10 protein-coding genes are annotated in these 12,277 nt (G+C 71.6%); 5 read left to right on the plus strand and 5 right to left on the minus strand.

Going from position 1 to position 12,277, the window contains the following annotated elements; all coding sequences use genetic code 11:
• Nucleotides 1–86 precede the first annotated feature (86 nt).
• Complete coding sequence (locus tag H1W00_RS06030; protein WP_181754543.1) at nucleotides 87–1,604, minus strand: ATP-dependent DNA ligase; 1,518 nt, start codon at nucleotides 1,602–1,604, stop codon at nucleotides 87–89.
• 59 nt (nucleotides 1,605–1,663) lie between these two features.
• Here H1W00_RS06030 and H1W00_RS06035 point away from each other — a divergent pair, with 59 nt between their 5' ends.
• Nucleotides 1,664–2,287 carry a hypothetical protein gene (locus H1W00_RS06035; protein WP_206679975.1) on the plus strand — a complete coding sequence of 208 codons (624 nt, stop codon included), beginning with the start codon at nucleotides 1,664–1,666 and terminating at the stop codon, nucleotides 2,285–2,287.
• 142 nt (nucleotides 2,288–2,429) lie between these two features.
• Here the strand turns inward: H1W00_RS06035 and H1W00_RS06040 are convergent, their stop codons facing one another.
• On the minus strand, nucleotides 2,430–5,618 hold the full coding sequence (locus H1W00_RS06040; RefSeq protein WP_181754545.1) for an acetyl-CoA carboxylase family protein: 3,189 nt from the start codon (nucleotides 5,616–5,618) through the stop codon (nucleotides 2,430–2,432).
• A gap of 86 nt (nucleotides 5,619–5,704) precedes the next feature.
• Here H1W00_RS06040 and H1W00_RS06045 point away from each other — a divergent pair, with 86 nt between their 5' ends.
• Nucleotides 5,705–6,310: a TetR/AcrR family transcriptional regulator gene (locus H1W00_RS06045; RefSeq protein ID WP_181754547.1), complete on the plus strand. Its 606-nt coding sequence runs from the start codon at nucleotides 5,705–5,707 to the stop codon at nucleotides 6,308–6,310.
• Between the two features lie 60 nt (nucleotides 6,311–6,370).
• Nucleotides 6,371–7,000 (plus strand): DUF6338 family protein, encoded by a 630-nt coding sequence (locus tag H1W00_RS06050; RefSeq protein WP_181754549.1) that lies wholly within the window; start codon nucleotides 6,371–6,373, stop codon nucleotides 6,998–7,000.
• 205 nt (nucleotides 7,001–7,205) lie between these two features.
• Here H1W00_RS06050 and H1W00_RS06055 read toward each other — a convergent pair whose 3' ends face one another.
• The 3 genes from H1W00_RS06055 to H1W00_RS06065 form a co-directional block, all read right to left on the minus strand.
• Nucleotides 7,206–7,715 (minus strand): thioesterase family protein, encoded by a 510-nt coding sequence (locus tag H1W00_RS06055; RefSeq protein ID WP_181754551.1) that lies wholly within the window; start codon nucleotides 7,713–7,715, stop codon nucleotides 7,206–7,208.
• The gene (locus H1W00_RS06060; protein WP_181754553.1) at nucleotides 7,712–9,373 is read right to left on the minus strand and encodes an AMP-binding protein; all 1,662 of its coding nucleotides are present in this window, start codon (nucleotides 9,371–9,373) and stop codon (nucleotides 7,712–7,714) included. Before H1W00_RS06060 ends, H1W00_RS06055 begins: the two co-directional genes overlap by 4 nt.
• Nucleotides 9,374–9,510: 137 nt before the next feature.
• Nucleotides 9,511–10,188, minus strand: coding sequence for a TetR/AcrR family transcriptional regulator (locus H1W00_RS06065; protein WP_181754556.1), 678 nt, complete (start codon nucleotides 10,186–10,188; stop codon nucleotides 9,511–9,513).
• Nucleotides 10,189–10,308: 120 nt separating this feature from the next.
• On the opposite strand from H1W00_RS06065, the gene H1W00_RS06070 reads away from it, so the two are divergent.
• Nucleotides 10,309–10,524, plus strand: a complete 216-nt coding sequence (locus tag H1W00_RS06070; protein WP_181754557.1) for a biotin/lipoyl-binding carrier protein — start codon at nucleotides 10,309–10,311, stop codon at nucleotides 10,522–10,524.
• 198 nt (nucleotides 10,525–10,722) lie between these two features.
• Nucleotides 10,723–12,276 (plus strand): acyl-CoA carboxylase subunit beta, encoded by a 1,554-nt coding sequence (locus tag H1W00_RS06075; RefSeq protein WP_338072840.1) that lies wholly within the window; start codon nucleotides 10,723–10,725, stop codon nucleotides 12,274–12,276.
• Nucleotide 12,277 lies beyond the last annotated feature (1 nt).

Raw genomic sequence — 12,277 nt, forward strand, 5'->3', positions numbered from 1 at the left:
GGCTGCTGTCTGTCCGGGCCGGTCCGGTGATCGAGTAGGTGGCGAGCGCAGCGAGACGCCGTATCGAGATCAGGCGAGGGTTCTGCTCAAGCGCCGGCGAGCGCGCGCACCGCATCGATGGTGTCGGCCTCGTGCGGCGCCTTGTCGTCGCGGTAGCGCACGACGCGGGCGAAGCGCAGGGCCAGGCCGCCGGGGTAGCGGGTGGAGCGCTGGAGCCCGTCGAAGGCGATCTCGACGACCTGCTCGGGCCGGACGTGGACGACGTGACCCTCGCGGTGCGTCTCCAGGGCGAGGAACCGCTCGGTCTGCCAGGTGAGCATCGCGTCGGTCATCCCCTTGAAGGTCTTGCCAAGCATCACGAACCCGGTCGGGGACGACTCGTCGCGCGCGCCGAGGTGGATGTTCGAGAGCCAGCCCTGTCGGCGGCCGGAGCCCCACTCCACGGCGAGGACGACCAGGTCGAGCGTGTGGACCGGCTTGACCTTCACCCAGGCCGCGCCGCGGCGCCCCGCGGCGTAGGGAGCGGAGAGGTCCTTGAGGACGACGCCCTCGTGCCCGGCGGCGACGGTCTCCGCGGCGAAGGCGTCGGCGGCCGCCGCGTCGGAGGTGACGAGGCGGCGGACCCGGTGGGCCTCGGGCACCAGCGCGTCGAGCGCGGCCGTGCGCTCGTGTCCGGGGGAGTCGAGCAGGTCACGGCCGTCGACGTGGAGCACGTCGAAGAAGTGGGGCGTGATCGCGACGCCGGCGGCCTGGGCCGTGCGGCTGGCCGTGTCCTGGAAGGCCATCGGACGGCCGTCGTCGGACAGAGCCAGCGCCTCGCCGTCGAGCACGAACCGCGTGGCGGGCAGCGAGCGGGCGACCGCGACCACCTCGGGCAGCCGGTCGGTGATGTCGTCGAGGCTGCGGGTGACCACGAGCACCGCGTCGCCGTCGCGGTGGACCTGGATGCGGATGCCGTCGAGCTTGGCGTCGATGGCGACGTCGGTGCGGCCGTCGGGGGAGAGACCGGCCATGGCGGTGGCCACGTCGGGTGCACTCGAGGCCAGCATCGGCATGACCGGTCGGCCGACCTCGAGGCCGATCGCGGCCAGTGCCTCCTCGCCCTCGAAGGCGGCGCTCGCCGCGGCGACCGTGCTGCCGGCGAGCATCGCCGCCCGGCGCACCGCGGCCACCGGCACCCCCGCGACCTGCGCCACGGCCTCCTGCGTGACGGCGTCGAGCGCGCCCTGGCGCAGGTTGCCGGTGACGATCGCCCGGAGCCACGCCTGCTCGGCGGCGGTGGCCCGCGCGAAGAGGTCGGCGACGGCCTCCCGGCGGTCGCGCTGGGAGCCGGACCCCGACAGCCGCGACATCGCCTCGAACGCCGCATCGACTTCGAGCACGTCCAGCGACGGCTGGTCGGCAGGCGGGGTGGGGGCGCTCACGCCCCGCCAGCCCAGGCCTGTGCGCCGCTGGCGAAGGGCGCCACCGAGGTAGGACACCACGACCTCGAGCTCGTCGGGTTCGACCCGGCCGAGCAGCTCGGCGAGCAGCGCCACCTTCGCCTTCCGGGAGCGCGTCGCGGCGACCTCGGTGGAGGTGGCGACGAGCTCGGCGAGCAACATGCCCCCATCCTGCCGCTCGCCACCGACAGCCGCTGGCCCCGAGCGGGCAGGATGGGCTCGTGAAGCCGGGTCGGATCAGGGAGCGCTTCGTCGGCCGCATCGCGGGCGTCGGCAGCACGAGCGGGATCCGCGTGGTCGTCGGGCGCTGGGATGCCTCGCCGTGGGGCGCGTTCGCGGACGTGATGATCGAGGACGCGTCCGGTCACCGCGTGCTGCTGGCCCCGTCCGAGCGGGTGCGGGACTTCGTCGCGGCAACCTACACGTTCGACGAGCACGTCGTCGAGCCCGTGTCCGTGACGGACACGGCCGACGGGTGGCAGGTCGCGACGCCGTCGCTGTCGCTGCGGTTGGTGGTGGGTGGGCGGACGCCGCTGGGTGCGCTGCTCCGCCTGGTGCCCGCACGCCTCGCGACAGCGCCCGCCTGGTGCGGCGCGATCGACCCGATTGCGCGCGTCGTGATGCGAGGCGTAAGGACGCGCGGGACGGCCGGTAACGACCGCCGCGAGTGGTACGGCGCGACGGGGATCGTCTCGGTGGACGCGATGGCGGGAACGTGGCGGGGGACCGACCTCGGGGACCTCCGGCCGGTGGACCCGCCCTGCCGCTTCGGGTTCTCGAGCACGCCGACGAGGCCGTCGGTCACGAGTGTCGTGACGACGATCGAGCGGTCGCTACCAGCGTGATCTCGATACGCCTGCTCGTTCCTCGCAGTGCTACTCGATCACCGGGTGCGTGATCTCGATACGCCTGCTCGGCGTCCGGTGGTTGAGTAGCTCGCGAGGAACGAGCGGCGTATCGAAACCACTGCTCAGACGCGCCGCCGGCTCACCAGGTGTCGACGAACCGGTGCGAGCCCTCGCCGTCCCAGTCGCCGAGGGTGGCGACGATCCAGCGGCGGGTGTCGGCGGGGTCGATGACCTCGTCGAGCTCGAGCTTCATCGCGCCGTTGATCGCCTTGCCGGCCTCGTAGTGCTGCGCGACGAGCTCCTCGTAGCGGTCGGCCCGGGCCTGCTCGTCCTCGATGGCGGCCAGCTCCTTGGAGAAGCCCAGGCGCACCGCGCCCTCGAGTCCCATGCCGCCGATCTCGCCGGTGGGCCACGAGACCGTCGCGGTGGTCTGGGCGAAGCCGCCGGCGGCCATCGCCTGCGCGCCGAGCCCGTAGGCCTTGCGCAGGACGATCGTGGTCATCGGCACCTTGAGGTGCGCGGCGATCACGAACAGCCGGCTGAAGTGGCGCACGGTGGCGGTCTGCTCGCTCTCCGGCCCGACCATGAAGCCGGGGGTGTCGCACAGCGACACGACGGGCAGGCCGTGCGCGTCGCACAGCTGGAGGAAGCGAGCCATCTTGTCGGCCGCGTCGGCGTCGATCGCGCCGCCGAGGTGGGCGGGGTTGTTCGCGACGAGTCCGTACGCCCGGCCCTCGATCCGCACCAGGGCGGTGATCGCGCCGGTGCCGAACTCGCGGCGCAACTCCAGCACGCTGTCGGTGTCGACCAGCGCGTCGATGACCGTGCGGATGTCGTAGACCTGCTTGCGGTTCTCGCCGATGACGTGGCGCAGGCGTCGCTGGTCGGCGGCGTCCCACGCGGTGCGACCGCCCTGGAAGTAGGAGAGGTACCGCTGGGCCACGCTGATCGCCTCGGCGTCGTCGCCGACGACGATGTCGACCACCCCGTTGGGGCCCTGCACCGACATCGGGCCGATCTGCTCGGGCGTGAAGACGCCGAGTCCACCGCCCTCGATCATCGCCGGGCCGGCCATGCCGAGGTTGGCGTCCTCCGTGCCGATGATGACGTCGCAGCAGCCCAGGAGGGCCGCGTTGCCGGCGAAGCAGCGGCCCGTGAGGATGCCGACCGTCGGCACGACGCCGCTCAGCGATCCCATCGTGGCGAAGGTGCGCACGTTCAGCCCTGCGGCGAGCAGGTCAGCCGTGTCGGTGTCGCCGGGACGGCCGCCGCCGCCCTCGGCGAAGAGGACGACGGGCAGCTTCCGGTCGCGCGCCAGCTCGAGCAGGCGGTCGGTCTTCTTGTGGTTGAAGTAGCCCTGGGTGCCGGCGAGCACCGTGTAGTCGTAGGCCAGGACGGCGCAGCGGCGCGACGTCTCGGAGTCGTCGCCGTTGATCGTGCCGAGACCGGTGATGATGCCGTCGGCGGGGGTGTTGTCCATCAGGTCGTCGAGCGTGCGGCGCTGCCTCTGGGCCGCGACCGTCAGGGCGCCGTACTCGGTGAAGGTGCCCTCGTCGACGAGCAGGTCGACCCACTCGCGCGCGGTGAGGTGGCCGCGGGCGTGCCGCTTCGCGACGGCCTCGGTCCGGGCCGAGTCGCGGGTGCGGGCGATCCGGTCCTGGAGCTCCGCGAGGTCGGGGCGGATGTGGTCGAGGTCGACGTCCGCGTCCTCGGCGTGCTGGTGGTCGACGGTGTCGTCGGGCGCGACGACGGCGATCGGCTGGCCGGCCGCCACCTGCTCCCCGGTCGCGACGAGGACCTCGGTGACGGTGCCGGCGAACCCGGCCGTGACGGGGTGCTCCATCTTCATCGACTCGAGGGTCGCCAGCGGCGTCTTCGGCCCGACGGTGTCGCCGGGCTTCACCGACACGGCCAGCACGGTGCCGTTCATGACCGAGGAGACGGTGCCGGACTCGTCGGTGGCGCGCTCGGAATCGGCGCGATCGGCGAGCAGGCGGTCGAGCCACGCGGTGGTGACCTCACCACTGCGCACGGCGTCGTGGGCCAGCAGCTCGCGCAGCAGCGGGACGTTGGTCCGCACGCCCTCGATCCGCAGGGCGGCGACGGCCGCGTCGGCGTCGGCGCAGGCCGTGGCGTGGTCGCCCTCGGTGACGGTGACGACCTTCGCGAGGAGGGAGTCGAACGTGCCGTCGACGACGGTGCCAGCGGCGATGCCGGTGTCGACGCGGACGCCGTCGGGAGCGGAGAACCCGGTGACGGTGCCGGTGGTGGAGACGACCGTGCCGCCGACGACCTCCTCCGCGTTGACGCGCGACTGGATCGCGACGACGCCCGGGCGGGGCTGCACGTCGGTCGGCACGCCGACCTCGTCGAGGCGGTGGCGGGCCGCGACGAGCAGCTGGGCCCGCACGAGGTCGGTGCCGGTGACCTCCTCGGTGACCGTGTGCTCCACCTGGAGCCGGGGGTTGACCTCGATGAACACGGCGTCGAGGGGACCGCCGCGGCGCAGCAGGTCGGCGTTGACGAGGAACTCGACCGTGGCCAGGCCGCGGTAGCCCAGGGGAGCGGTGAGGTCCTTCGCCCACGTGGTCAGGCGCTCGCGGTGGGCGTCGGTCAGCGACGGGCTCGGCGCGACCTCGATGACCTTCTGGTGGCGGCGCTGCACGGAGCACTCGCGCTCGCCGAGCGTGACGACGCGCGCGCCGTCGCCCAGCACCTGCACCTCGATGTGCTTGGCGCTGGCGAGCAGCCGCTCGGCGTAGACGGAGGAGTTGCCGAAGGCGCGCTCGGCCTCGGAGCGGCAGCGGTCGTACGCCTCGGCGAGGTCGGCGGCGTCGGTGACGGGGCGCATGCCGCGGCCGCCACCGCCGGAGACGGCCTTGATCATGATGCCCGCGGGGTGGCGCTCCAGCAGGGCCGCGACCTCGGCGAGGGAGGCGTCGCGTCCCGTCGCGTCCAGGACCGGGACGCCGTGGGCCAGCGCGTGCTCGCGGGCGCTGCCCTTGTCGCCGAACAGCTCGAGCGTGGTCGGGTCCGGGCCGACGAACGTGAGCCCCGAGGCCTCGCAGGCCCGTGCGAGCTCCGCGCTCTCGCTGAGGAAGCCGTAACCGGGGTGCACCAGGTCCGAGCCGGTCAGGACCGCGGCGGCCACGATGGCCTCGACGTCGAGGTACCCGGCCACGCCGGCCTTCGGGAGCAGGTAGCTCTCGGGGTCCGCGCTGCCCGCCTCCTCGGCGGTGTGCACGTGCTGGGGCGTCCAGTCGAGAGCACGGACCGCGCGCTCGATCCGGTGGGCGATCTCGCCGCGGTTGGCGATCAGGACCTTCATCGTCGACTCCTGGTGTTGACGTGGGTGTCAACTTCCATCCTCGCGACTGTTGACACCTGTGTCAATGGGCAGGCTAGGGTGAGGCCATGACTCAGGGCTGGGCGATCCGCGAGGACCACGACCGGGCGGACGCGCAACGGCACGGCGAGCTGCTGACCGCGGCGCGCGCGGCGTTCGAGGAGCTCGGCTACGGCGCCACCACGATCGCGGAGATCACGCGCCGGGCCGGCGTCAGCCGCGCCACGTTCTACGTCTACTTCGCCTCCAAGGAGCAGGTCTTCGCCGTCCTCGCCGAGCAGGTGCGCGACCGCTTCCTGCGGGCCCAGGACCTGTCGGGGATCGATCGCGACGCTGTCGACGAGGTGCTGCGGCGCACGATCGCGACCACGCTCGAGGCGACGGTCGAGAACCTCGCGCTGATGACGGTGCTCAACCACCAGGCGGTCGCCGACGACGAGATGCGCCGCCTCTGGAGCGAGATCCAGGGCGAGGCCGTGCACCGCACCGCCACGTACGTCAGCCAGCAGGCCCGCGCGGGCCGGGTCCAGCCGGTGGCCGATCCCGAGGCCCTCGGGACGATGGGCGCCGGGATGAACGACCGCTACGCGCCGCTCGTGGTGGCCGGCGCGACCACCGTGGACGAGGCCGTCGAGGAGATGCACCGCATCTGGATGGCCTGCCTCGGCCACTGATTTCCACAGACGGCCACCACCCTCTGGTGAGGGCGCCGGCCGAATCGCCACCATGTGCGGATGCCCTCCACCATGCACGCTCTCGGTGTCGTCCTTCTGGCGCTCCTGCCCGGAGCCCTCTACTCGTGGGCGTTCGAGCGGATCGTGGGCAGGTGGGGCTCGGGAGCCAGTGACCGACTGTTCCGGTTCGTCGGCGGCTCGGCGGTCCTCCATGCACTCTTCGCTCCCGCCACGTGGTGGCTGTGGTCGACTCACCTTCCGCTGGCTCGAGCCGACCCGCCGTCCTGGTGGGCCTGGCCCACCGCACTCCTCTACGTCGCCGTCCCACTGGTGGCAGGAACCGCCGTCGGGTGGGGGACGCGATCGCGCCAGCGATGGGCACTCGCGATCACCGGGCCGGACCCTGCGCCTCGAGCCTGGGACCATCTCTTCCAAGGACCGCGGAACGGCTGGATCCGACTCAGGCTGAAGTCCGGTACGTGGCTGGGCGGCGCCTACGCCAGCAGTGGGGAGCTGAAGTCCTACGCCTCCGGGTACCCCGAGCCCGAGGACCTCTTTCTGGCTGCTGTCGCTGAGGTCGACCCGGCCACCGGGGAGTTCGAGCTGAGCGGCTCAGGTCGACCGATCCTCGGTCGTGGGCTGCTCGTGCGGTTCCAGGAGGTCGAGTACCTTGAGTTCATCGATGCCTGAGGGGAGTGACCGGTGACCAGAAAGAACTCCGAATTCCAGGCGCCTCGAGTCGGCAGGAGCCGACCGAAGCGTGGGGGCTACGAGTCCTCCTCCAAGGACGTCTCGGCCCTGAAGCCTCCGCCGGCCGGCGCCGCGCCCGGTGGCGCGGTTCGACCCTCGCCGCCCTCGCCCGCCTGAGTCCGTCTCGGACTGCGCGACCCGCTGTTCAGCTCGGACGCGTGGTGCCGAGGCGATGGCTCGGAGGCAGCGACCACGGCAGCGCGGCGTGCTGCTCGAGGAGCGCGTCGATGCGCTCGGCGACCTCGGGCGCGAACGGCGCCGTGCGGCGGGTGGTCAGGTCCACGTAGGCCTCGACGAACTCCAGCGTGCTGGCGATCTCGCCGGTGGTGCGGTTGGCCACGATCGTGACGGCGTGGACGGTCTTGGGCCCGCGCGCCAGGATCCGCAGGTGCGCCGAGACCTCGTGGCCCACGAGGATCTCCCGGTGGAACTGCACGTGGTGCGTGAGGCTGAACGAGCTCTGGCCCGTGCGGTCGAGGAAGGCCTGGTCGAGGCCCACCTGGTGCTCCCACGACTCCTCGGCGGCGTCCATGTGCAGGTCGTAGTGCCCGCGCACGTTCACGTGACCGTTGAGGTCCTGGTACCGCTCGGGCACCGTCCGCGTGAACAGTGCGCCGAGCGACTCGAGCTCCTCGAGCGTGGGCAGGGTGGTCACGAGGAGGCCCCGGCGTTGAGCGCGGCCGCGTCGTCGGCGAGCTCGTTCTTGCGCACCTTGCCGGTGGCAGTCATCGGCAGGGAGCCGAGCACCGAGACGAGCGGCACCTTGTAGGTCGCCATGTTGGCCCGCGACCACGTCACGAGCTCCTCGGCGGTGACGTCCGAGCCGGGCTTGGGGACGACGAACGCCACGGGGCGCTGGCCGGTGTCGGGGTCGTCGGTGGGGACGACCGCGACCGAGTCCACGGCGGGATGCTGGGCCAGCAGCATCTCGACGTCGGCGGGGAACACGCTCATGCCGCGGACCTTGATCATCTCCTTGCGGCGACCGAGGTAGTGCAGGAAGCCCTGCTCGTCGATGCGGCCGTTGTCGCCGGTGTGGATCCACCCGTCGACCAGCTGCTCGCGGGTGGCCTCCTCGTTGCGCCAGTAGCCGTCGGTGACCGAGGGGCTGCGCACGATGATCTCGCCGACCTCGCCCAGCGGGACGGGGATCTGGGTGCCCAGCTCGACGACGGCGATGTCGGTGCCGGGCACCGGGATCCCGCAGAAGACGGGCTCGGCCAGCAGGTCCTGGTCGTTCTCGGCGAAGCCGTAGGGCACCGCGTCGATCGTGTGGGTCTCGGTCATGCCGTAGGCCGACTCGCGCAGCACCGAGTCGGGCACGAGGTCGGCCCAGCGGTGCCGGACCTCCGGGGTCATCTTGCGGACGAACGAGACGGCCTGCGGGTCGAGCAGCGAGCTCAGGTCGCGCGATGCCAGGTCCTGGGTGTCCATCAGCTCGAGGTAGTTCTCGACCGTGCCGGTCATGAGGGTGACGCGCTCGCGCTCGACGGTGTCGACCACCTCGGCGGCGTTCCAGCGCGCCATCAGGATGCTGGTGCCGCCGAGCACGAGGGGGATCAGGATGCCGAGGTCCTCGCCCGCGATCCAGAAGATCGGCAGGTAGCAGAGCGAGACGTAGCTGCCGTCGGACGGCATCGCGGTGGCCGCGGCGGCGCTGGCCACGGTGTAGAGCATGTGGCGCTGCGAGTGCTGGCAGCCCTTCGGCATGCCGGTCGTGCCACCGGTGTAGTTGAGCGCGGCGAGCGAGTCGAGGTCGCCGTCGTCGCCCGCGTACGGCGCCGCGGCCACGGCCGACTCCCAGTCGAGCTCGCCGGTGCCGTCGGTCAGCAGGACGGGGATCGCTGGGACCCGGTCGGCGCACGCCTCGAGCGTCGACGACAGCGCCGTGTTGGTCACGACGAGCACCGGCTCGCTGTCGAGCAGCTCGTACGCGAGCTCGGCCGGCTGGAACATCGGGTTCACCGGGACGTGGACGGCGCCGAGGCGCAGCAGGGCCAGGAAGGCGATGACGAACTCGGTGGAGTTGCCGAGGTAGACCGCGACGCGATCGCCGCGGCTCACGCCGTGCTCGGACATCCACGTCGCCACCCGGCGGTGCACGTCGTCGAGCTCGGCATAGGTGAGCCGGGTGTCGCCGAGGGCCAGCGCGAGATGGTCGGGACGCTCGCCCGCCCAGTGCGACACGTGAGCCGGGATCGTGATCTCGCCGGCCGGGTAGGTGACCTCGGCCGGGATCCCGGCGGGACGCCGCGCGTCCTGGAGCCGGCGGACTTCGGTCAGGTACGCGTCGAGGGTCTGCGGGGTCGTCATGGGACGGCTGCCTCCGGGGGGTCGGGGGAGACCGGGCACGGGACGTGACGGCGGTCTCATTGACGTCAGCGTCAACGAGTGAAGCCGACTTTGACGGTCGTGTCAACAGGCGGGTGCGGACGCGCCCGCGCGAGCCCTCAGTGCGGGAGCTGGCGGGCGCCGGCGAGGGTCATCGCCAGGTCGGCGTACTGGAAGCCGATCGCGGTGGGCGTGCGGGGGGATCCGTGCCGGTACCAGCGCGCCACGTCGATGCAGGTCGACAGGATGGTGATCTTGGCCCATTCGGGGTCGGCGAGCCGGAAGGTGCCCTCGGCCACGCCGGCCTCGAGAATCTCCAGCACGTGGTCGTCGACCGAGCGCCGCATCGCCCACACGTCGGCGAACTCCGGTCCGCGCTGGAGCCGGATCTCGTACTCGATCGAGCGCGACAGGAGGTTCATCTCGGCGTTCCACGTGGCGAACGACGCGACTCCCAGCCTGAGCTGGCCCACCGGGTCGCCCGCCTGCCGCGCGGGCTGGCTGAAGGCGCCCGTGGAGGCGCGGTGCCCCTCGAACGCGATGCGGTGGAACAGCTGCTGCTTGGACTCGAAGTGGATGTAGACCGCCGCCGAGCTCATGCCCGAGCGCGTGGCGATCTCGCGCGTGGACGCGCCGTGGTAGCCGAGGTCGGCGAAGGCCAGCGTGGCGCCGCGCAGGATCTTGCGCGAGGCGCCCGACGCGCGCTCGTCCCAGAACTGCTCGATCCGCCGCTCGGCGTGCTCGCGGTCGATCAGGACGCGCGGCGGGATCGTCGCCTCCGGGCTGGTCTCGGCCATCGTCGTCACTCCATTTCGGCCTCTGCGCGCCGCTGGGTGGCGCTGCAGGCTCCCTATCATCTCATCATAAGCGTATGCTTAGGTTTCCTCCGCCATGACGAAGCAATGAAAGGTCACGACATGTCCGACGTGCGATCCGAGCTGACAGCCTCCGTGTTCAAGATCGAGGTTGCCGTCGGCGACCAGGTGGAGGAGGGGCAGCCCCTCCTCATCCTCGAGTCGATGAAGATGGAGATCCCGGTCGTGGCTCCCCGTGCCGGCGTGGTGCAGGAAATCCTGCCGTCCGAGGGAGATGTCGTGGAGGAGGGCGCCGTGGTGGCGCGCTTCAGCGACTGATTCGACCGACGTTCCTCGTGGCCGAGCCTGATTTCCGGGCTCGGCCACTGGCATTTCAGCGACATGAAAATAACTTCAACTTCAGTCTTGATTCTGTGATTCGGATCACCTAACGTGGAACTTCGCAGACCTAAGCGAATGCTTAGGTCGAGTGAAAACCAGGTGGGTTCGCCCGCCTCTCCGATCAAAGGGGCAGCAGTGAGCCACGTGTGGTCCGACGAGATCGACGAGATCTCCCGCCGACAGCATTTCGCCGAGTTGCTCGGCGGCGAGGACAAGATCCGCCGCCAGCACGAGAACGGGCGCAGCACCGTCCGCGAGCGCATCGTCGACCTGCTGGACGACGGCAGCTTCGAGGAGGTCGGCGCTCTCGCGGGCTTCGCCACGCGCGCCGATGACGGCAGCACCGTCAGCGTCATGCCGGCCAACTTCGTGTTCGGCCTCGGCGAGATCGACGGCCGCCGCGTCGCCCTCGGCGCCGACGACTTCACGATCCGCGGCGGTGCGGCCGACGCGTCGATCATGGCCAAGCAGGTCGACTCCGAGCGGATGGCCGGCGCCCTGCGCGCACCCCTGGTGCGGCTGGTCGAGGGCACCGGTGGTGGCGGCAGCGTTCGGATGATCGAGGACGCCGGCTACACCTACGTGCCCGCCAACCCGGGCTGGGACGCCCTGGTGGACAACCTCTCGCTCGTCCCCGTCGTCGCCGCCTGCATGGGCCCCGTGGCCGGACTCGGCGCGGGCCGCGTGGCGATGAGCCACTTCAGCGTCCTCATCGAGGGCATCTCGCAGATGTTCGTCGCCGGACCGCCCGTCGTGAAGCACGCCACGGGGGAGACCCTGGACAAGGAGCAGCTCGGCGGCTCCGAGGTGCACCGCCGCAGCGGCGCCATCGACCGGATCGTCCCTGACGAGAAGGCCGCCCTCCAGGCCGTCCGTGACTTCCTCTCGTACCTGCCGTCGAGCGTCCACGACGTGCCGCCGGTCATCGCCGGCATCGAGCCGACCACCTCGTCCGAGGGCCTGGCCGACGTCGTGCCCCGCAACCGTCGTCAGCCCTACCGGCTGCGGACGATCCTCGACGCGATCTTCGACGGCGGCTCGAACTTCGAGTACGCCGGGTACGGCGCCTCGGTCTACACGGGCCTGGCCCGCCTCGACGGACACCCGGTCGGCGTCGTGGCCACCGATCCGTACAAGGGCGCCACGATGACGCCCAACGGTGCCGACGCACTGACGCGCCTCATCGACCTGTGCGAGACCTTCCACCTGCCGATCGTCAGCCTGACCGACCAGTCGGGGATGCAGATCGGCCTCGCGGCCGAGAAGTCGGCCTCGATCCGTCGCGGCGCCCGCGCCGTGGTCGCCGCCTACCAGGCGCGCGTGCCGATGGCCGAGATCATCGTGCGCCGGGTCTTCGGCGTCGGTGGAGCCGGTCAGATCAACCGCCACCGCTTCAACCGCCAGTGGGCCTGGCCCTCCGGCGACTGGGGCTCGCTGCCCGTGGAGGGCGGCGTCGAGGCGGCGTACCGTGCCGACCTCGAGGCGTCGGACGACCCCGCGGCGATGATGCAGGAGATCCACGATCGGCTCGAGGTCGCCCGCTCGCCGTTCCGCACCGCAGAGCGCTACGGCGTGCAGGACCTCATCGACCCGCGCCGCAGCCGTGAGCTGCTGACGCGCTGGGTGCGCGACGCCTACCGCGTGGTCCCCGAGCAGGTGGGCCCCCCGTCGTTCGGAACGAGGCCCTGAC

The organism is Aeromicrobium phoceense (genome assembly GCF_013868155.1).
GTDB classification, from domain to species: Bacteria; Actinomycetota; Actinomycetes; order Propionibacteriales; family Nocardioidaceae; genus Aeromicrobium; species Aeromicrobium phoceense.

Excerpts from the sequence above, each read along its gene's own strand:
- H1W00_RS06030 (WP_181754543.1), bottom strand. The coding sequence starts at position 1,604 with ATGTTGCTCGCCGAGCTCGTCGCCACCTCCACCGAGGTCGCCGCGACG.
- H1W00_RS06040 (WP_181754545.1), bottom strand. The coding sequence starts at position 5,618 with ATGAAGGTCCTGATCGCCAACCGCGGCGAGATCGCCCACCGGATCGAG.
- H1W00_RS06045 (WP_181754547.1), top strand. The coding sequence starts at position 5,705 with ATGACTCAGGGCTGGGCGATCCGCGAGGACCACGACCGGGCGGACGCG.
- H1W00_RS06050 (WP_181754549.1), top strand. The coding sequence starts at position 6,371 with ATGCCCTCCACCATGCACGCTCTCGGTGTCGTCCTTCTGGCGCTCCTG.
- H1W00_RS06060 (WP_181754553.1), bottom strand. The coding sequence starts at position 9,373 with ATGACGACCCCGCAGACCCTCGACGCGTACCTGACCGAAGTCCGCCGG.
- H1W00_RS06065 (WP_181754556.1), bottom strand. The coding sequence starts at position 10,188 with ATGGCCGAGACCAGCCCGGAGGCGACGATCCCGCCGCGCGTCCTGATC.
- H1W00_RS06070 (WP_181754557.1), top strand. The coding sequence starts at position 10,309 with ATGTCCGACGTGCGATCCGAGCTGACAGCCTCCGTGTTCAAGATCGAG.